20 protein-coding genes and 1 pseudogene are annotated in these 19423 nt (G+C 73.3%); 7 read left to right on the top strand and 14 right to left on the bottom strand.

The features are described 5' to 3' along the window. Positions 1-117 precede the first annotated feature (117 nt). The 8 genes from AC07CM_RS19670 to AC07CM_RS19635 all read right to left on the bottom strand — a co-directional run bounded on the left by AC07CM_RS19670 (position 118) and on the right by AC07CM_RS19635 (position 7676). Positions 118-1803, bottom strand: coding sequence for a PP2C family protein-serine/threonine phosphatase (locus tag AC07CM_RS19670; RefSeq protein WP_478877669.1), 1686 nt, complete (start codon positions 1801-1803; stop codon positions 118-120). Continuing rightward, positions 1787-2857 (bottom strand): SpoIIE family protein phosphatase, encoded by a 1071-nt coding sequence (locus AC07CM_RS19665; RefSeq protein WP_478877668.1) that lies wholly within the window; start codon positions 2855-2857, stop codon positions 1787-1789. The genes AC07CM_RS19670 and AC07CM_RS19665 overlap by 17 nt, the downstream gene beginning before the upstream one ends. Beyond that, the gene (locus AC07CM_RS19660; protein WP_478877667.1) at positions 2854-3300 is read right to left on the bottom strand and encodes an anti-sigma regulatory factor; all 447 of its coding nucleotides are present in this window, start codon (positions 3298-3300) and stop codon (positions 2854-2856) included. Before AC07CM_RS19660 ends, AC07CM_RS19665 begins: the two co-directional genes overlap by 4 nt. Then, positions 3300-3677: an STAS domain-containing protein gene (locus tag AC07CM_RS19655; RefSeq protein ID WP_478877666.1), complete on the bottom strand. Its 378-nt coding sequence runs from the start codon at positions 3675-3677 to the stop codon at positions 3300-3302. The genes AC07CM_RS19660 and AC07CM_RS19655 overlap by 1 nt, the downstream gene beginning before the upstream one ends. Continuing rightward, a complete protein-coding gene (locus AC07CM_RS19650) occupies positions 3674-4570 on the bottom strand; it encodes an STAS domain-containing protein (protein ID WP_478877794.1) in 897 nt (298 codons plus the stop codon). Before AC07CM_RS19650 ends, AC07CM_RS19655 begins: the two co-directional genes overlap by 4 nt. 500 nt (positions 4571-5070) lie before the next feature. Further along, positions 5071-5550, bottom strand: a complete 480-nt coding sequence (locus tag AC07CM_RS19645; protein WP_478877665.1) for an SRPBCC family protein — start codon at positions 5548-5550, stop codon at positions 5071-5073. A 59-nt stretch (positions 5551-5609) separates the two neighbouring features. Next, positions 5610-6362: a class I SAM-dependent methyltransferase gene (locus AC07CM_RS19640; RefSeq protein WP_478877664.1), complete on the bottom strand. Its 753-nt coding sequence runs from the start codon at positions 6360-6362 to the stop codon at positions 5610-5612. 120 nt (positions 6363-6482) lie between these two features. Then, complete coding sequence (locus AC07CM_RS19635; RefSeq protein ID WP_478877663.1) at positions 6483-7676, bottom strand: acyltransferase family protein; 1194 nt, start codon at positions 7674-7676, stop codon at positions 6483-6485. A gap of 281 nt (positions 7677-7957) precedes the next feature. Here AC07CM_RS19635 and AC07CM_RS19630 point away from each other — a divergent pair, with 281 nt between their 5' ends. Then, entirely contained in the window at positions 7958-8743 is a 786-nt protein-coding gene (locus AC07CM_RS19630; protein ID WP_478877662.1) for a calcium-binding protein, read from the top strand. On the opposite strand, the gene AC07CM_RS19625 is transcribed toward AC07CM_RS19630, so the two are convergent. After that, the gene (locus tag AC07CM_RS19625) at positions 8719-9009 is read right to left on the bottom strand and encodes a hypothetical protein (RefSeq protein WP_478877661.1); all 291 of its coding nucleotides are present in this window, start codon (positions 9007-9009) and stop codon (positions 8719-8721) included. The genes AC07CM_RS19630 and AC07CM_RS19625 overlap by 25 nt on opposite strands. Before the next feature lie 255 nt (positions 9010-9264). Between AC07CM_RS19625 and AC07CM_RS19620 the strand changes: the two genes are divergently transcribed. From AC07CM_RS19620 to katG, 3 genes are all read left to right on the top strand, one after another. After that, a complete protein-coding gene (locus AC07CM_RS19620) occupies positions 9265-10398 on the top strand; it encodes an abortive phage infection protein (protein ID WP_478877660.1) in 1134 nt (377 codons plus the stop codon). 232 nt (positions 10399-10630) lie between these two features. Beyond that, complete coding sequence (locus AC07CM_RS19615; protein ID WP_478877659.1) at positions 10631-11068, top strand: Fur family transcriptional regulator; 438 nt, start codon at positions 10631-10633, stop codon at positions 11066-11068. 41 nt (positions 11069-11109) lie between these two features. After that, complete coding sequence (gene katG / locus AC07CM_RS19610) at positions 11110-13335, top strand: catalase/peroxidase HPI (protein WP_478877658.1); 2226 nt, start codon at positions 11110-11112, stop codon at positions 13333-13335. 122 nt (positions 13336-13457) lie between these two features. Here the strand turns inward: katG and AC07CM_RS19605 are convergent, their stop codons facing one another. Then, positions 13458-13979, bottom strand: a complete 522-nt coding sequence (locus tag AC07CM_RS19605; RefSeq protein WP_478877793.1) for a GlcG/HbpS family heme-binding protein — start codon at positions 13977-13979, stop codon at positions 13458-13460. Here AC07CM_RS19605 and AC07CM_RS19600 point away from each other — a divergent pair. Continuing rightward, positions 13979-14509, top strand: a pseudogene (locus AC07CM_RS19600) (response regulator); the annotation flags it as partial. The gene AC07CM_RS19605 and the pseudogene AC07CM_RS19600 overlap by 1 nt on opposite strands. A 26-nt stretch (positions 14510-14535) precedes the next feature. Here AC07CM_RS19600 and AC07CM_RS19595 read toward each other — a convergent pair. Continuing rightward, positions 14536-14724 (bottom strand): hypothetical protein, encoded by a 189-nt coding sequence (locus AC07CM_RS19595; RefSeq protein WP_478877657.1) that lies wholly within the window; start codon positions 14722-14724, stop codon positions 14536-14538. Positions 14725-15025: 301 nt separating this feature from the next. Here AC07CM_RS19595 and AC07CM_RS19590 point away from each other — a divergent pair, with 301 nt between their 5' ends. Beyond that, positions 15026-15469 (top strand): universal stress protein, encoded by a 444-nt coding sequence (locus AC07CM_RS19590; RefSeq protein WP_478877656.1) that lies wholly within the window; start codon positions 15026-15028, stop codon positions 15467-15469. 20 nt (positions 15470-15489) lie between these two features. Here AC07CM_RS19590 and AC07CM_RS19585 read toward each other — a convergent pair whose 3' ends face one another. From AC07CM_RS19585 to AC07CM_RS19575, 3 genes are all read right to left on the bottom strand, one after another. Further along, positions 15490-16479, bottom strand: a complete 990-nt coding sequence (locus AC07CM_RS19585) for an Acg family FMN-binding oxidoreductase (protein WP_478877655.1) — start codon at positions 16477-16479, stop codon at positions 15490-15492. 213 nt (positions 16480-16692) lie between these two features. After that, positions 16693-17394, bottom strand: coding sequence for a response regulator (locus tag AC07CM_RS19580; protein WP_478877654.1), 702 nt, complete (start codon positions 17392-17394; stop codon positions 16693-16695). Positions 17395-17565: 171 nt separating this feature from the next. Next, on the bottom strand, positions 17566-18246 hold the full coding sequence (locus AC07CM_RS19575) for a CBS domain-containing protein (RefSeq protein WP_478877792.1): 681 nt from the start codon (positions 18244-18246) through the stop codon (positions 17566-17568). A 226-nt stretch (positions 18247-18472) separates the two neighbouring features. Here AC07CM_RS19575 and AC07CM_RS19570 point away from each other — a divergent pair, with 226 nt between their 5' ends. Then, positions 18473-19396 (top strand): universal stress protein, encoded by a 924-nt coding sequence (locus AC07CM_RS19570; RefSeq protein ID WP_478877653.1) that lies wholly within the window; start codon positions 18473-18475, stop codon positions 19394-19396. The last annotated feature ends 27 nt before the right edge of the window (positions 19397-19423 follow it).

Raw genomic sequence — 19423 nt, 5'->3', positions numbered from 1 at the left:
CCCGAACCCCAACCACCCCCCCATCCCCCCCCCCCCCCCCCCCCCCCCCCCCCTCCTCCCACCTCCCCCCCCCCTTCCCCCCCCCCCCCCCCCCCTCCCCCCCCCCCACGGGGCTGTTCAGGACGCCGTCGTGCGGCAGAGCAACAGACAGACATCGTCGTCGTGTTCGGAGTCGTGCAGCATCGGCTTCAGCAGCGACTCGGCCGCCGCGTCCAGGTCCTCCAGCTCCGCCGCCCCGAGCGCCCCCAGACCCTGCGCGAGGCGCTCGATGCCCGCGTCGATCCCGGCGGCCCGCCGTTCCACCAGGCCGTCCGTGTACAGCGCGAGGGTCGATCCGGCGGGCAGCCGGACGGTGGAATCCTCGTACTCGTGGGAGACCGGCACACCCAGCATGATCCCCGGTTTGGCCTCCAGCACGCGCACCGCGCCGCCGGGCTCGCGCGCGATGGCCGGCGGATGTCCGGCGGCGGCCCACACCACCGTGGGATCGCCCGGCGTGAAACGGGCGATCGCACAGGTCGCGTACAGCTCCGGCTGCTGGTGACGGAGCATCCGGTGCAGCAGCGTGAGGATGCGGGCGGGTCCGTTGCCCTCGACCGCGTACGCGCGCAGCGCGGTGCGCAACTGCCCCATGATGACGGCCGCGCGCAGCCCGTGCCCCGTGACGTCCCCTATCACCGCGAGCACACTCCCGTCGGGCTGCGGGAAGGCGTCGTACCAGTCCCCGCCGATGTTCAGGCCGTGGGTGGCCGGCAGGTAGCGCGCGGCCAGCGACAGCCCGGGCGTGCCGGGCAGTTCGGTGAGCTGGGCGCGCTGCAGCGCCTCGGCCACGTCCCGGTGCTGCTCGTAGCGGCGGGCGTTGTCCAGGGCGATGCCCGCCCGCCGGGCCAGTTCGAGCAGCATCACGGTGGTGTCCGGGTCGAAGCGGTCATGAGGCGCGGCCAGCGTCAGCACGCCCTGCACCGTGCGCGCGCCGAGCGGGATGCACAGCAGCGGCCGGTCCGGGGAGAGGGCGGAGGCAGGCGCGTCGTCGACGCCCGGCAGCTCGCCGGGGTGGGCGGCCGCGTGCTGGGGGCGCCCGGTGCGCGCCGCGGTCACCGCGGCGGCCGCGCGGCCGCCCGCGGGGGTGCGCTCGTCGTCCACGAGCCAGATGTCGACGTGCCGCGCGTACTCCGGGACGAGCAGGTCGGGCAGCCGGCGCAGGATGTCCTCGTGGTTCAGTGAGGCGTTGAGGGCGGCGCTCCCGTTCGCCAGGAACGTGAGCAGCCGGCGGGCGTTCTCGGCCGCCGCCCGCGCGGCCCGCTCGGCGTCGAGGAGTTCGTGCTGGGCCAGCGCCGCCGCCTCCAGCTCGGCGTGCAGCGCGAGGACGCCCTGGTTGGTCTGGTGCAGCTCCTCACGGTGGAAGCGGACCAGTTCCTCGGTCTCGGCCAGGCTCTGCAGTATCGCGGCCGCGTCCGCGTCGGCGTCCAGGACCGCCTGGTCGAGCCGCGCACCGTCCAGGTCGGCGGAACCCGGCAGCGGCCTGGGCGGGGGAGCGGGGCAGGAGAGGGTGTGCCGCCACGGCTCCGGCCGGCCCGGCTGCCGTACGGCGACGTGCAGCCGTCCCGCCGCGTCGGCGCGGACGCCGACCTCGGCGCCGCCCGTGTCCAGGCAGCGGCGCAGCCGCGCGGTGAACGCGGCGAGGAAGCGGGCGCGGTCGAGCGCGGGCACGCCGGCGTCCGCCGTGAGCCGGGCCAGCAGGGCACGGGCGCGGGCCGCGTCGGCGGTCGAGGCGATGGTCCAGGTGTCAGAGGCGGCTGTCATGGGCGATGGTCCGGCGGTCGGGGGCCAGTACGGCCACACTGGTGTCGTCGCGTACGGGGCGGGCGGGACTGCCGGCGTCGCGCAGGACCGTCGCGGCCACCACCGTCGGATCATGGGTGAGGAGGCGGGGGTCGTCGGGCGGCGCCCAGCGGCCGGGCAGCCCGTCACTGTGCACCACGAGCAGGCTGTCCGCACCCCATGACACCCGGCGCAGCGGCACGTGCGCGGGGAAGTACGCCCCGACGATGCCGGGGTGGGAGACCAGGGACGTCCAGCCGTCCGCCGTGCGCAGCCGGGCGCCGACGTTGCCGACCCCGGAGAAGCGGAGTTCCCGCCGGTCGGCGTCCACCTGCGCCACGACCGCCGCCGCGCCCCGGGTGCGCCGCAGCGCGGTGTGCAGTCGGCGCAGGATCTCCGGCGGCGACAGATGCGCGGCGCGGCGCAGCTCCTCGACCGCCGTGGTGGAGGCCTGCGCGGCCCTGGCGCCGTGGCCGAGGCCGTCGGCGAGCAGCAGCGTCAGCAGGGAGCCCGACCGCACCCAGCCCCAGGCGTCCCCGGAGTGCTCGGCCTGCGCGAGCGCCAGGGTGATCCCGCCCACCGGCACCTCCCGCGCCGGGGCCCGCCGGCCGGCGGGCACCGGGTCGATCCGGGCGGTCGCCACCGTGCCCCGGCCCGGAACGCTGTACAGGTGGAAGGCGTTCGCGATCCGCCGGCAACTGCCCAGGCCCGCGCCGAGGGATCCCTCGGCGGTGCTGTACCCGTCCCGCAGTGCCGCGCCGACATCGGCGATGCCCGGCCCGTGGTCGAGCGAGCACAGCTGCACCGACCGCCCACCGGACGGCACGTCGAGGGCAGGACCGCCCACCTGGTTCACCACCATGCGGCCCCCGCCCGCGTGCTTGAGCAGGTTGGTCGCCAGCTCGGTGGCCACCAGAGCGGCGACCGCCGTACGGTCCCGGTCCAGCCCCGCGTGGGCGCACGCCTGCTCCACCGCGACACGGACGTCCCGCACGCGCGTCGAGTCGTGCACCGGGACCTCCCACACCCGGCTCATCCCACCCCCGGACGGGAGGACGGCACATGGGTGACCCAGGCGACGGCCGTGACCGTGGTGCCCCGGCCGGGCTCGGTGTCGACGTGGAACTCGTGCACCAGGCGCTTGGCGCCGCTCAGCCCCAGCCCGAGTCCGCCACCGCTGGTGTAGCCGTCGGTCATCGCCAGGTCGAGGTCACGGATGCCCGGCCCCTCGTCGGCGAAGGACATCCGCAGCCCCCGGCCGCGTCCGTCGTCCAGCTGAGTGATCTCCACCCGGCCGCCACCGCCGTGCACCAGCGTGTTGCGGGCCAGTTCACTGGCCGCGGTCACCAGCTTGGTCTGTTGCACCAGACCGAAACCGAGCCGCGCCGCGCACTGCCGAACCTCCTGCCGGACCCAGGCCAGATCCCCGTCCGAGCCGATGGGCAGGCTGGTCGCGGACGCCTGGCCGGACGCCGGCATCAGGTACCTCCCGACGACAGCAGTTCCATGGCGCGGTCGACGTCGAGGGCCGTGACCAGGCCGGGCAGGGTGAGCCCCAGCTCGACCAGCGTGATCGCCACGGCCGGCCGCATGCCCGCGAGGACCGTACCGGTCGCCAGCAGACGGGCCGTCGAGGCGATCTCCGCGAGCACCCGCCCGAGGAACGAGTCGACGATGTCCACGCCGGAGATGTCGATCACCACACCCGTCACCCTGCTGGTGGCGACGCGGCCGGTGATGTCCTGCTGGAGCTGCTCGGCCATGCCGTCGTGCAGCTCGCCCTGCAGCGTGACGAGCAGGACCTCGCCCAGTGCCAGCACGGGCACCTGGGCCTGACCGGGAACGGGCTGGTTCACCGGGCGCTCGCTGCCGCGTCCGCGGGGGACGAGATCTCGATGCCCTGCCGGCTCAGGGCATAGCCGAGCGCGTCGGCCAGCGAGCCACGGGTGATCACCGACCCGAGGTCGATGCCGAGCTGCACGATCGTCTGCGCGATCGCCGGACGGATGCCGGAGACGATGCACTCGGCGCCCATCAGCCGCGCGGCGGCCACCGTCTTCATCAGGTGCTGCGCGACGAGCGAGTCGACCGTGGGCACACCGGTGATGTCCAGGATGGCGTACCGGGCCCGCTGGTCGACGATCGCCTCCAGCAGGGACTCCATGACCACCTGGCTGCGCGCGCTGTCCAGGGTCCCGATCAGCGGTACGGCGACGGTTCCCTCCCACAGCTCGATGACCGGCGTGGCCACTTCGAGCAGCTGCTGCCGTTGCCGCGCGATCAGGTCCTCACCCTCGCTGAGCGCCGTCTCCATCACCACCAGGCGCAGCGTGCCCATGATCAGGGTCAGGGCGAGCACGCTCTCCTGCGCCTCGGGGCCGTGTGGGTCGGGGAACTCCTCGCGCAGCATCCGGACCGCCGGGGCGCGCAGTCCGGCCACCTCGTCGGCGATCTGCGCCGGGGTGGATCCGGTGCGGGCCCGGGTCGCGGCCATCCGGCCCAACTGCTCGCGCACGGTGGTGAAGCCGGGGGCGGCGACGTCCTCCAGCCGTCCGCTCATCGCGACGTCGGTCAGGGCGTCCACGACGGCCTTGCAGGCCTCGACCACCTCGTCGCGGGAAACGGTGAAGACCGAACTGAACAACGGGGCGTCCGCCCAGCGCTGGGCGATCTGTTCCCGGCGCTGCTCCAGAAAGGAACTCACCAACTGCTGCGCCGACACGTCCGCGTCCTGCTCCGGCACGTACATCCTCTCCCTTCCGACAACCTGGTGCAGCCGCCGCCGGTCGGCCGGCCCAGAGCTGATCATTGTCATGTGGCAACGGTGGCCTCGCGGCCCTGACCGGGCCAAACCCCGGCCGCACGGCCCGAGTTGCGTCCTGGCGGGCCCGATCCGGCGCGCACGAGAGGGCTCGACGCGACCGCACCGGCCGTCGGGCCCTCCGCCTGCTCGCGCGTCCGGCGCGCCGGACGCGCGCCGCCCTCCGGGGCCCGCCCGCTGCCGTGCGGTGGCCGGGGCCGGCGGCACCACGGGCGCGCGCGGGCACCGGCGCGGTGGGCGGGCGCGAAGTCCCGCACCCGCCCACCGGAACTCGCCGGTCGCCCTTCCGCCCACGTCCGCCACGGCTCCCTCTCTGCGTCCAGCGGCGCCGGCGTTCAGGGCCGCCGGGCCGGTTTCGCAGAGCCGTCTACCCCGAATCGGCGCGGCCTCTCCTGGCTGTTGTGCATGTCACCCGGGAGTGCGACGGATCAGTACCCGCCGCTGCCGTGCGGCCCGCCGACCTCGCCGCGCCAGGCGCCGGTCTCCAGGCCGCCGCGCTGCTCGATGAAGTCCTTGAACCGCTGCAGATCCCCGGAAACTCGCCGCTTGACGAAGCCGAGCTTGTCGCCGACGTTCTCGGCCAGGCCCTCGGGGTCGTACTCCATCTGCAGCATGACCTTCGTCGTGGAGTCGTCGATGCGGTGGAAGGTGACCACGCCGGCCTGCTTCGCCTCACCGTCCACACTGGTCCAGGCGACCCGTTCGTCCGGCCGCTGTTCGGTGATCGCCGCGTCGAACTCCCGCCGGACCCCGCCGATGTTCGTCACCCAGTGCGTGAGGGTGTCCGTGCGCTGCTCGATGCGCTCCACCCCCTCCATGAACTCGGGGAAGGTCTCGAACTGGGTCCACTGGTTGTAGGCGGCGCGCACGGGGACGTCGACCCGCACGGACTGCTCGACCTGCGACATGAGTTCACCTCTCGTCCTGTCGGCTGTGTGAGAGGCACGGGTTCCTGCCTGCGGGCAGCCTATGCATCCGGTTCGCCGCACTGGGCGGGACGCCGGAACAGGGCCGTCCACAGGAACGACTTCCCGAACAGCGGTGCGTCGTCCGTCTCCTCGCGCATGGGACGCAGCTCGACCTCCGTCAGACCGGAGAAGATCCGGCGCAGCGACTCGGCGGAGTAGGCGAGGCCGCCCCGCAGACCGGACGAGCGGTAGAAGGCCGCGTCGGGAAGCTCGGAGCCCATCCGCCCGGCCGCGAAACAGGTGAGCGCGAAATGACCGCCGGGGGCCAACATTCGCTCCAGCAGAGCGAGGTGGCTGATCCGGCGGTGCGGTGGCAGATGGTGGAAGCAGCCCGAGTCGTAGATCAGCTCGTACGGGCCGCGGAGCGCCTCCCGGCGGAGGGCGAAGGCGTCGCCATGGTGGAAGCGCACGTCGGCTCCCGCCGCCCGGGCGCGTTCCTCGCCCCAGGCGACGGCCGCCGGAGAGAGGTCCACGGCGTCCACCTCGAAACCGCGCGAGGCGAGGTACAGCGCGTTGCGCCCCGGGCCGCAGCCCAGGTCGAGGGCCCGCCCGGGCGTGATCAGGCCGCGGTCCAGGTACCCGACCAGGTTCTCGTCCGGCTTCGCCGCGAAGAACGGCACCGGCCTGGACCGGTCGCCGTAGAACTCGTCCCACCAGGAGGCCGCCCCGCCCGTCCACCGGTCGTCCTCCGGCGCGAACAGCCCGTCCAGCAGCTTCAGCACGTCCTCCACCGTACGTATGTTCCGGTCCATCCGACCCCCAGCCTCCCGCAGCCGACCCGGCACCTGGGTGTTTCTACCGCCCGTTCGCGTACCGGGCCAGGGCGCATCGTGGTGCGGGGAGCACCGGCCCGAGCGGCGGGACGGACCGGCTCAGTCGGGCGCCGTGGCCGGGGCCTCATCGCGGGAGGCGGCCGGCTCCCGCCGCGGGGCGGATCTGTCGCCGGTACGGCGGCCGCGCAGCAGCAGGCGTCTCGCCGGGCGTTCCACCGCCTCGTACAGGAGCCACGACAGCGCGAGGGACACGGTGAAGACGACGGCGGTGACCGCCAGGCCGGTCCATACCCCGAAGTGCGGCTTGTTGCCGAGCAGGTTCGTGCCCGCGCGCAGGACCAGCAGGTGAATCATGTAGAAGGCGAACGACAGTTCGCCCAGGCGCACCAGCCGCCGGTGCCGCCACAGCGAGGGCAGTCCGTGCAGGTCGGCGACGGCCGCCGCCGGGATGAGCAGGGAGAACCCGGCGATGGTGCAGACGGTCGCGGAGTATCCGGGCGTCACCTGCGGGACCAGGAAGTACCCGATGATCGCCAGGGCCAGCGAGGCCTCGAGACCGGGCCCGCGCCACCGGCCGAGCAGCACCAGCCGGGCCGTGACGGCGCCGAGCACGAACTCGGGCAGCCGGGCGGCGGGCAGCGAGTAGAGCGCCTGGCTCGTCCAGTGGTGCGCGTCCGCCCTGGCCAGGACCAGCACCGCCACGACCGACAGCCCGCCGAGCGCCGTGGCGCCCCGCGCGCCGAGCCGGCGCAGCAGCAGGATCAGCAGCGGAAAGACCGCGTAGAAGAACGCCTCGCAGGCCAGCGACCAGCTGACCGGGTTCAGGGTCTGCCACCAGGGGCGCCACCAGGAGTGCAGGAGAAAGGCGTTGGCCAGGGCCTGCGAGGGCTTCGGCTTCGCCTGATGGGCCAGCGTGTACGCCATGAGGAACGCGACGCCGAGGGTGACCAGGTGCACCGGGTAGATCCGCGCGATGCGCCGGCGCCAGAAGGCGAGCGCGCGGTCACGGGGCCGCGCGGACCAGGTCAGCACGAAACCGGAGAGCACGAAGAAGAACGACACTCCCGTGGCGCCGGCCCCGAATCCCCAGGTGACGATGCGGCCGGCGTCGCCGCCGAAGTAGCCGAAGTTGTTCACGTGCAGGCCGAACACCAGCAGCGCCGCCACCCAGCGAAGGCCGGTGAGCGATGGCAGGGAGGACATGGCGGCGGGCACGGACGATCTGGCCGAGGCCGGGGCCGTGCCGGTTCGTGCGGGCGGCGCCGGGGCCGCCCGGGGCGTCGCCGTGCTCATCGAATCACCTGCCGCAGGAGGTTCGCGTGGGGCATGAAGGGGAACGTTGCCCGTTCACCCCGTCTCATTCACGCCACGTTGCGAACGTCACACTGCTGCCGAACGACGGAACCCGGGAGATGCCACGGACGGCGGCACCGGGTGCACCCGCACGAGTGAAGCCGACCCGTCCGGCCCGGGATGACGAAAACGGCGGCCGAGCGGTGGTCGGATCACTACTATTCGTTCGGTTTCGACTTCTGTCCCGGTTCCGGGCGGACAACTCATCATTACGAGGACACATGTTGATACGTGGTGCCGTTACCGCCCTGTCGGGCGCGCTGGTCCTGTCCGCCCTCGCCGCCACGAGCGCCGACGCCGACGCGGGCGACGGGGACACCCAGATCCTTCAGGTCGTCGTCAACGGCGGAAAGCCGGTCGTGCTCGGCGCCACCGGGTCGAAGACCTTCACCCTCAGCATCACGGCGAGTGACAACTCGGGGATCAAGGACGCGTACGGCTGGGTGTACCACGGTTCGTTCGACAACCCCGACGGCCATGCGGGGCCCGGCTCGGACACTCCCATGTCCTGCTCCGCGGTCCCCGGCAGCGAGACGACCTCCACCTGCACCACCGACATCACCGTCGGCCCCCGTACGCCCCACACCAACTCCACCGCCGGCACCTGGCACGTGTGGACCTCCGTGGACGCCGAGGACTTCGACTTCGTCCAGAAGGACGACGCGGGCACCTTCCTGATGAAGCGTGCCGCCAGGCTCACCGCCGACGCCTCCCCCGAGCCGGTGGCCGTGGGGAAGACCCTCACCGTCAAGGGGGTGCTGAGCCGTGCCAACTGGAACAACGGCACCTACGGCGGCTTCCCGGGCCAGCCGGTGAAGCTGCAGTTCCGCAAGGCCGGGACCACCACCTACAGCACCGTGAAGACGGTGACCAGCGGGACGGGCGGCGCTCTGAAGACCACCGCCAAGGCCACCGCGAGCGGCTACTGGCGCTGGAGCTTCGCCGGGACCGGCACGACCGGAGCGGTCAACGCCGCCGGTGACTACGTCCACGTGACGGCGGGCTGACCGGCGGGGGAGCCGGACGGTAACCGTCGCGGGGCAGGCCGGGCCGCCGCGGCCAGTGCCTCGACGAGCTGGTCGCGGGCCATCCTCGGCCTGCCCTTCACACCCGCCTCGGCGGCCCGCTCGTACAGTTGCGCGTTCGACAGGGACGCCAGTTGGCCGCCGGTGCGGGAGCCGCCCTTCCGGGCACCGGATCGCGTGCGCCCTGCGCCGCCACCGGTGCGGCCCCGGGACCGGCTGTCCGCGATGCTCCGGTCGAGCGCCTCCATGAGGTCGACGACGTTGGTCGCCTCGGGAGGTTCCGGTTCGCCGGTGACCTCCTCGCCCTTGCGCCTCGCGTCGACCAGCGTCTCGTCCAGTGCCGTTCATGTCCTGCACATCCCCTGCTTGTGGATTGTCTCCGGACATGACGGCACGACCGCCCGCGAACCACGACTTTCGCCGCCCGATCCCCTTCCTTCGGCCCGCTGCCGTAGACCATCGGGGGACGGCGCCGCAGGGCTTGTGCCCGCCAGGGTGGCCGTATGCAGAAGACCAGAGGGATCAACCGCGCACAGTTCCTCGCCGGTACGGCCTCCGCCGGGCTCGCCGCGACGCTGCTCCCGGCGGGCACGGCCCGGGCCGCGCGAGGGCGGCAGCGGCAGGGACTGTGCCATCGGGGCGTCGTCTACACCGTCGGCGCGGGCGAGACACCGGCGACCGGCTTCGACCCGGTCCGCATGCACAGCGACATCCGAGTGATCCGCGACGACCTGCACGCCGACACCGTGGACGTCACCGGGGACGGCGTGGAGCGCCTCACGGCCACCGCCGCCGAGGCCGCGGAACGCGGACTGCACGTGTGGCTCCAGCCGACCCTGGGCGACGTCCCCGAACGGGACATCCTGGACCACCTCGCCGAGACCGGCAGGTTCGCGGAGCGGCTGCGCCGGCAGGGCGCCGGCGTCGACCTCGGCGTGGGCTGCGAGTTCTGGCTGTACGTGCCCGGCATCGTCCCGGGCGACAACGCCGTCGAACGTATCCGGAACCTGCTGGAGGGCAACGTCGACCCCGTGCGGATGCAACGCCGGCTGGACCGCTTCACGGCGAAGGCGGCCGCGGTCGGGCGCTCCGTCTTCCGGGGCCGGCTCAGCTACGCGGCAGCCCAGGAGGACCAGGTGGACTGGCGGCTCTTCGACATCGTGGGCATCGACTACTACTCGTACTTCTCCGAGCCCGCCGACCATGTACGGGAGCTGCGCGGTTTCCTGCGCTGGGGCAAGCCGCTGGCCATCACCGAGTTCGGCACCTGCGCCTACGTCGGCGCACCCGAGACCGGTGGCATGGGCTGGGACATCGTGGACGACCGCAAGAACCCGGCGGAGATCAAGGGCGACCCGGTCCGCAGCGAACGGACCCAGGCCGCCTACCTCACGGGACTCCTCGACGTCTTCTCCTCGATGAACCTGTACGCGGCCATGGCCTACGAGTTCGTCACCCCGGACGCCCCGCACCGCCCCGGAGACCCGCGGCACGACCTAGACCTGGCGAGCTACGCCATCACGCGGACGATCGAGAACCGCCCGTACGACCCGGCCCGCGGTTGGCACTGGGAACCCAAGGAGGCCTTCCATGCCCTGGCCCGCCGGTACGCGAGGGAGGCATGTCGCCACGGCTGACGCGCCGGGCCGGGCCGCGGGGCTCACCCCTTCGGTGGACCCGGCGGCCCGGCGCACCGCCGGGCGGGACGCGCGGCCACAGGATGCGTTCATGCCCGCAGGCTCCGGTGCACGTTCCGGCCGGGCCGGGCAAAGCCACGCGCGGGTAAACACCGGCCGAAGACAGGGGGGCCAGAATTGCATCGTTCGTTTTCTTGAACCCCTCGTGTTTTTGAGGATAGGTTCAGGAGCCATGACCGCATCCCAGACTCCGACCCCCGCAGAGGAGCTGCGCGGTGCCGGCCTGCGCGTGACGGCGGCTCGCGTCGCGCTGCTGGAGACCGTCCGGGACGGCGACCACCTCGGCGTCGAGGCGATCGCCTCCGGGGTCCGTGACCGTGTAGGTCACATCTCCGTGCAAGCCGTTTACGAGGCCCTGCACGCACTCACCGCTGCCGGCCTCATACGCCGTATCGAACCGGCCGGCAGCCCCGCCCGGTTCGAGGGACGCGTCGGCGACAACCACCACCACGTCGTGTGCCGCTCGTGCGGTGCCCTCGCCGACGTCGACTGCGCGGTCGGGGACGCGCCCTGTCTGACCGCGTCCGACGACCACGGCTTCTCGATCGACGAGGCCGAGGTCGTCTACTGGGGCACCTGCCCCGACTGCTCCGCCGGCCGTAGTTCCTGAGTATCTGAGCACCGAGTTCCGTCCATTTCGGAAGGATTGCCATGACTGAGAACCACGACGCGATCGTCACCGACGCGAAGTCGGAGGAGGTGAGCGGTGGCTGCCCCGTCGCGCACGACCGGGCCCTGCACCCCACCCAGGGCGGTGGCAACCGTCAGTGGTGGCCGGAGCGGCTCAACCTGAAGATCCTTGCCAAGAACCCGGCCGTCGCCAACCCGCTGGGCGAGGGCTTCGACTACGCCGCGGCGTTCGACGCGCTCGACCTGGCGGCCGTGAAGCAGGACATCGCGGAGGTGCTGACCACCTCCCAGGACTGGTGGCCCGCCGACTTCGGCAACTACGGACCGCTGATGATCCGCATGGCGTGGCACAGCGCGGGCACGTACCGCATCAGCGACGGCCGCGGCGGCGCCGGCGCCGGGCAGCAGCGCTTCGCCCCGCTCAACAGCTGGCCGGACAACGGCAACCTGGACAAGGCCCGCCGCCTGCTGTGGCCGGTCAAGAAGAAGTACGGCCAGAACATCTCCTGGGCCGACCTGATGGTCCTGACCGGCAACGTCGCGCTGGAGCAGATGGGCTTCCAGACCTTCGGTTTCGGTGGCGGCCGCGAGGACGTCTGGGAGGCCGAGGAGGACGTCTACTGGGGTCCCGAGACCACCTGGCTGGACGACAAGCGCTACACCGGGGACCGCGAGCTGGAGAACCCGCTCGGCGCCGTCCAGATGGGCCTCATCTACGTCAACCCGGAGGGCCCGAACGGCAACCCGGACCCGATCGCCGCGGCCCGCGACATCCGTGAGACGTTCCGCCGCATGGCGATGAACGACGAGGAGACCGTCGCCCTGATCGCGGGAGGCCACACGTTCGGCAAGACCCACGGCGCCGGCCCGGCCGACCACGTGGGCGCCGACCCGGAGGCCGCCGGCCTCGGGGAGCAGGGCCTGGGCTGGAAGAGCACCTACGGCACGGGTGTGGGCAAGGACGCCATCACCAGTGGCCTGGAGGTCATCTGGACCACGACCCCGACCCAGTGGAGCAACGGGTTCTTCAAGAACCTCTTCGAGTACGAGTACGAGCCCGACCAGAGCCCGGCCGGCGCGCACCAGTGGATCGCCAAGGACGCCGCGGAGATCGTGCCGGACGCCTTCGACCAGGAGAAGAAGCACCGCCCGCGGATGCTCACCACCGACCTGTCGCTGCGCTTCGACCCGATCTACGAGCCGATCTCCCGCCGCTTCTACGAGAACCCCGAGGAGTTCGCGGACGCCTTCGCCCGTGCCTGGTACAAGCTGACCCACCGCGACATGGGCCCGAAGTCGCTGTACCTCGGGCCGGAGGTCCCGCAGGAGACGCTGCTGTGGCAGGACCCGCTGCCGGAGCGCGAGGGCGAGCTGATCGACGACGCGGACATCGCGGGCCTGAAGACCAAGCTGCTCGACTCGGGCCTGACCGTGTCCCAGCTGGTCACCACCGCGTGGGCGTCCGCGTCCACCTTCCGCGGCAGCGACAAGCGCGGCGGCGCCAACGGCGCCCGCATCCGCCTCACGCCGCAGCGCGGCTGGGAGGTCAACGACCCGGACCAGCTGGCGCAGGTGCTGCGCACCCTCGAGGGCGTCCAGCGGGAGTTCAACGCCTCCTCCGGTGCCAAGAAGGTCTCCCTCGCCGACCTCATCGTCCTCGGCGGTGTGGCGGCGGTGGAGAAGGCGGCCAAGGAGGGCGGCTTCCAGGTCGAGGTGCCCTTCACCCCGGGCCGTGTCGACGCGACCGAGGAGCACACCGACGCCGAGTCCTTCGAGGCGCTGGAGCCGACCGCGGACGGCTTCCGCAACTACCTGGGCAAGGGCAACCGTCTGCCGGCCGAGTTCCTGCTCCTCGACCGGGCGAACCTGCTCACCCTGAGCGCCCCCGAGCTGACCGTCCTGGTCGGTGGCCTGCGCGTCCTGGGCGCCAACCACCAGGGTTCGCAGCTCGGCGTGTTCACCGAGACGCCCGGCTCGCTGACGAACGACTTCTTCGCCAACCTGCTCGACCTGGGCACGACCTGGTCGGCGACCTCCGAGGACCAGACCACGTTCGAGGGCCGCGACGCCGCCACGGGCGAGGTGAAGTGGGCCGGCAGCCGCGCCGACCTGGTCTTCGGCTCCAACTCCGAGCTGCGCGCGCTCGCCGAGGTCTACGCGAGCGACGACGCGAAGGAGAAGTTCGTGCGGGACTTCGTCGCCGCCTGGACGAAGGTCATGGAGCTCGACCGCTTCGACCTGTCCTGACCGACCACCCGAAGGCGTCCGGCCGGCCCACAGGGGCCGCCCGGGCGCCTTCGGCGTGCACCACCGGCGGAGCGACCTGGTTTCCCGGCACCGGCCGGCTGCCGGCACGTCCCGCTCCGGGCTCAGTGGCCGAGCGTCGCCGCACCCGCCTGGGCGTAGCGCTCGTCCAGGTCGCCGGACGGGGCGCCCGCGACGCCGATGCCTGCGACCGGGGCGCCCTTGGCGGTGACCGGAGCGCCGCCCGCGAGGAACAGCGTGCCCGGGATGTCCTTCAGGGTCGGGGCCTGCTCCAGCCGCTTGGCCAGCTCGGAGGTGGGCGCGTTCCAGGAGACCGCGGTGAACGCCTTGCGCTCGGCGGACTCGTAGGACTGCGGACCGGCGCCGTCGCCGCGCAGCGTGACCAGAGTGGTGCCGTCGCGGTCGACGACGGCCACCGACACGTGCCGGCCGTCCCGCTCGGCGGCGTCCACGGCGGCCCGCGCCGCCTTGGTGGCGGCGTCGAGCGTCAGGTGCGTGGTCTCGGTGAGGTCCCCGCCGCGGGCGGCCACGGCGGCGGGTGCGGCGCTCGTGGTGTCGGCGGCACTGGCGGCGACCGTGCCGACGAAGCAGTCAGGGCGCCCCGGAGAGCCGGACGGCCACTCCAGGGGAGGCCGGCAGCGGCGAGGAAGCGCTGGCGCTGGCCCGCAAGGCGACGCCGGACGTCGTGCTCATGGACCTGCAACTGGGCGACGGCATGGACGGCGTGGAGGCCACCCGCCGGCTGTGTGCGCTCACGCCCGCCCCGCACGTCCTGGTCCTGACGACGTACGACACCGACGCCGACGTCACCCGCGCCGTCGAGGCGGGCGCCACCGGCTATCTGCTGAAGGCGGAGCGCGCCGAGGACCTCTTCACCGCGATCCACGCCTCCGCCCAGGGCCGCCCCGCCCTCTCACCGCCGGTCGCGGACCGGGTCATGTCCCGTCTGCGCAACCCCCGCCCGGCCCTCACGCCGCGCGAGCGCGACATCCTCGACCACCTCGCCCGGGGCCTGCCCAACCACGCCATCGCCCGCGCCCTCTACATCAGCGAGGCCACGGTCAAGACCCACCTGCGCCGCATCTACGACAAGCTCGGTGTGGACACCCGGGCCGGGGCCGTGGCGGTGGCGAAGGAGCAGCGGTTGCTGCCCTGAGCCGGCCACCGGTGCCGCTGCCTCATTCAGCCGAACAGGGCCCGCACCCGGATCGTCTCGACGCGCCGCCACGTGCCGCCGGGCAGCAGCAGCCAGTCGCCGGCCGCCCCGCGGGCACTCCACCGGCCCGCCCCGGCCGTCGCCCCGCGCGTCGGCAACCGGTCGCCGCCGCGCGCGAGTCCGTCCCGCCGACGGGCGCGTGCTCGCCTGCTCATGGCTCCCGCCGCATGATCACTCACTCCTCGACCGCTCTGGCTTTCCTAGAGGATGGCTCGCGAACGGCCGCCTGTGGTGGGGCCGAACGGCACTGGCGAGGTCCGTGGGTCCCGAACCAGGACTCGCCCACGGGCCGCCGCGGTGGCGCGTGGGGGGCCGGAAGCAACGGCGACTCGTCGGCGCACGCCGTCCGTCATGCCCCCGGAGGCCCATCGGTGGCGGCTCGGCGTGGCTGCGCGCAGCGTGGAGAGCAGGGGGCGACCGGTCGGGCGGCGCGAGTGCCGCGGGAGAGGTGGACGCATGGACAAGGATGTCGCCGAGCCGCGGGTCGTGGTCGGTGTGGACGGGTCGGAGTCCTCGTACGCGGCGCTGCGCTGGGCCGTGCGCTACGCCGCGCTGCTGGGCGGTGTCGTGGACGCGGTCACCGTGTGGGAGCTGCCCGGTCTGTACGGCTGGTCGGGGCCCGCCGTGGACATGGACGTGGACAAGGACGAGGCCAGGCAGCGGATGCGCCAGGAACTGACCGACGTGCTCGGCGCGGACGCGGCCGGCGCGGTCAGGACCCACGTGGTGCACGGCAACGCCGCCGACGTCCTGCTGCGGGCCGCCGAGGGTGCCGAGGTCGTGGTCGTCGGCAGCCGGGGAAAGGGCGGGTTCGCCCGCGCCCTGCTCGGTTCCGTCAGCCAGCACGTCTCCCAGCACGCGAGCTGCCCGGTCGTCATCGTGCGTGCCGAGACGACGTGACCCCGCCGGGCCCGCCCGCCTCAGACGATGTCGAGTACTACGGGGACCGCCCGTCGCGGGCTCGGGTGGCCTTCGGGGCCGTAGCCCAGCCTGATCACCATCTGGACGTGGGCCATGGCCGAGACCGGGTCGCGGGCCGCCCACCGCAGTTCCGGCCATTCCAGGGGCTGGGAGGTCACCGAGGCGACCAGCCCGTCCACGGTGGCCCGCAGCAGGACGCGCTCCAGCGCCTGGCCCGCGCGCAGCCAGTCCCCGGGCCCGTCGTGGGCGGTGCCCAGCAGGGCGATCTGCGGGTCCTTCTCGAAGGTCGCCCAGGCGCGGCCGGGAATCGCGCGGCCGGCCGCGAAGTCGCGCACCGGGCTTCCGGTGCCGCGCCGGCCGGGGCCGAACGCGTCGGCGGGGATCCCGTCCGGGACCGCCGCCGCGCCGGGCGCGTCCGCCCGGGCCCAGCGGGCCGTCTCGGCGCGGACATCGGGATCCAGTGCCTCCCGGCCCTCCGCGTCCCGCACCAGTTCCAGGACCGATCGCACGTGCCAGACCCCGGGGAACAGCAGATCCGCGCCCTCGGCCCGTGCCACCTCGCACAGCCGGTCCTTCAGCGCGTCCGGTATCCGCTCCTCCCGGAAGGGGAGACGGCTGGAGTGGCGGCGGGGGATCGCCGGGTACAGCAGGGCGAGGTCCTCGTCGGGCGGTGCCGTGCCACCGAACTCCGCCTCGGCGAGCAGCGCCGGATCGTCCGCGTCGGGCAGCAGCCGGACCTCCGGCGCCCACCCCGCCGCGGCGGCGGCCACGCGCAGGTTGAACAGCGCGGCGCCACAGCCCACGTGCAGGCCCCGGTTGTCCGGGTCGGTCCGGGGCAGTGCGCGGTCCAGGTCGGCGTACAGGCGCAGGACGCCGCTGTCGCGCAGGAAGCGGAACGTCCAGGGCTGTGCGTTGTGCAGCGACGGTGCCGCCGTGGCATCCGCCACGAGTGTGGTGACGGCGCCCGAGTCCAGGGCTGGCGTGATCACGATGGCCTCCCTTCGGCTCCGGTCCCGGCACCCGTGCCGCGGCCGTTGCCCGTGCGGTGACGAGGGGCCGAGGAGCACACCGGATCCTGTGTCCAGACTGCGCGGCCGGCGCCGCCCGCGGGCAGGGGCCGCCCGGATCCGAACAGGGGCCGAGTGGACCCGGCGCGCCGCGCCCGGCTGTCCGGTACGCACGGTTCGCGGACGCGCCCGCCCTCACCGCGAGGGGTGTTCTCCGGCGTCCTCTTCGTCCAGGTGGGAGGCGAGGACCGCAGCCTGGACCCGGCGCTGTACGCCCAGCTTGGCCAGCAGCCGTGAGATGTGGTTCTTGACGGTCTTCTCCGACAGGTACAGCTTCCTGCCGATCTCACGGTTGGTCAGGCCGTCGCCGATCAGCGCCAGGATGTCCCGTTCCCGGGGCGACAGCCCCGCCAGCTCGGGCGGCACCGACGGCGGCCCGACCGGATCCGCCCGCAGGGAGTGCATGAGACGGGCCGTCGTCGCGGGGTCCAGCATCGACTGTCCCGAGGCGACCGTGCGCACGGCCGACACCAGGTCGGAACCCTTGATCTGCTTCAGCACATAGCCGGCGGCCCCCGCCATGATCGCGTCCAGCAGGGCGTCCTCGTCGTCGAAGGAGGTCAGCATCAGACACGCCAGCTCGGGCATGTGGCTGCGCAGTTCCCGGCAGACGGAGATGCCGTCGCCGTCCGGGAGGCGCACGTCGAGCACGGCCACATCGGGCCGCAGGGCGGGGCCGCGCGCGAGCGCGTGCTCGGCGGTGTCGGCGTCACCGACCACGGAGATGTCCGGTTCGGCGTCGAGCAGGTCGGCCAGGCCGCGTCGTACGACCTCGTGGTCGTCCAGCAGGAACACCCGGATCGGGTCCTGTTCCGTGAACGTACGTGGCTCGGCCATGGTGACCTCCCGTTCCCCGTCGGGCACGGGGTGCGGACCGACCGTCAGGCCGATCATCACCCGCCGGTGCCGCACGCACCAGGGCCGACAGGCCCTACTCGGGCATTCGGGGCGGCGGCACCTTCCGTGCCCCGCGCACATCGCCGTCCGAAGGGCGCGCCCTCCGTCGCCTCAGAGACCGAGCGAATCTGCCGGGTGGCGTGCCCCGTCGGCCCGCGCGAGGTCGAACTGCACGTCCACCACACCTTCGACGGCCTGGATCAGACGTGCGGCCACGGGAACGAGGGAGGTGTCGCGGACCCGGCCGATCAGCGTCACCACCCCGTCGTCCACCTCCACGTGGATGGCCGAGGACGGCATCGGGAACAGATGGGCCACGACCTCGCGCCGGACCTGCTCGGCGATGTCCTCGTCCCCGCGCAGGAACACCTTGAGCAGGTCGGAGCGGCTGACCACACCCTGCAGCAGGCCGATCTCGTCCACCACCGGCAGCCGCTTGACCCGGCCCCGCGCCATGATGCGCGCGGCCTCGGCGAGGGTGGCGTTCGCCCGGACGGTGAGCGCGGGGGAGGACATCAGGTCTCCCGCCGTGAGCGCGTCGGCCTTCGCCAGGTCGGCGTGCCCGCGCAGCCGGACGTAGTCCTCGTCCGGGGTGTCCCGGAACTCCTCCTTGGGTAGCAGGTCGGCCTCGGAGACCACACCGACCACCCGGCCCTCGCCCTCGAGCACGGGGAGGGCACTGACCTTCCAGTCCTGCATCATCCCCACGATCTCCTTGAAGCCGGCCCACCGGCCGACGGCGGCGACCGTCTGGGTCATGACGTCGCTCACGATGTGCGGGGTGCCGTACATGATGACTCCGTGGGGTTTCGCGGCGGGCTGCCCCGCCGCCTCCAGCCTGTGCGGCTGCGGTGCCACGGGCCAAGGGGCCGCCCGGCCCTCCGAGCGGGCCGTTCGGCTTCCACGCCCGGCAGGCAGGGCCGTTCGGGCCCGCGCCGACGGCCGTTCGGCGCCTGGCGCACCCGACTTAGGGACACCACGCTGTAACCGGATCCCGCACCCCCAGGAGGAGGAGACCATGCCCGGATCCGTCACCGTGGGTCTCGGCTCACGGCAGGAGACGGTGAGAACGGACCTGCCCGTCGTCGTAGGCGTCGACGGCTCCGAGTCCAGCCTGCGCGCCATGGACTGGGCGACAGACGAGGCCGCCCTGCGCGGGGCGTCGCTGCGCCTGGTGCACGCGTTCCTGTGGGAGCGCCACGAGGACGCCTCGCTCGCGCAGGATCCGGGCGGACCGTCGCGGCGGACGAGGGCCGAACACATCGTCGACGCCGCCGGACGCCGCGCCCGCGGCCGGCGACCGGGCGTGCGGGTCGTCACCGACGTGGTGCCCGAGGAGCCGGAGTACGCGCTCGTCCGGGAGAGCCGCAGCGCCGCCGTGGTGGTGCTGGGCTGCCGTGGCCTCGGCGACATGACCGAGGCGCTCCTCGGCTCCGTCGGTGTGACGGTCGCCGGACACGCGCACTGCCCGGTGATCGTGCTGCGCGGCAGCCACGACGACCAGGCACGCGCGGGAACGCGGGGGCGTGTCGTGCTCGGCGTCGGCGAGACACCGGCGGGCTCGGCCGCCGCACGGTTCGCGATCGAGGAGGCCGGCCTGCGCGGAGTGCCCCTGGAGGCCGTACGGGCCTGGCGGCGTCCCGCGCACACGCCCACCGGTCATCCGCTGCTCGCCGGGGACCCGGCCCACCTGTGGGAGGGCCGCGCGGCCGAGGCGGTGGAGGAGGCACTGCGGGACGCACCGCCCGGCCCGGAACCGATCCGGCGCACCGTCGAGGGCCATGCCCGCGACGTGCTGCTCGCCGCCTCCCGCGAGGCCGACCTGCTCGTCGTCGGCGCCCGGCGCCGCCACGGGCACTTCGGCCTCCAGCTCGGCCGGGTCGCACACGGGGTGCTGCACCACGCGGCATGCCCGGTGGCCGTGGTACCGGAAATTTCCTGACATCCACCCGCACACTTACGGACAACC

The organism is Streptomyces sp. NPDC044061, from assembly GCF_056434305.1.
Note: the sequence above shows the minus strand (reverse complement) of the source record. Positions and strands in the feature narration are given on the sequence as shown.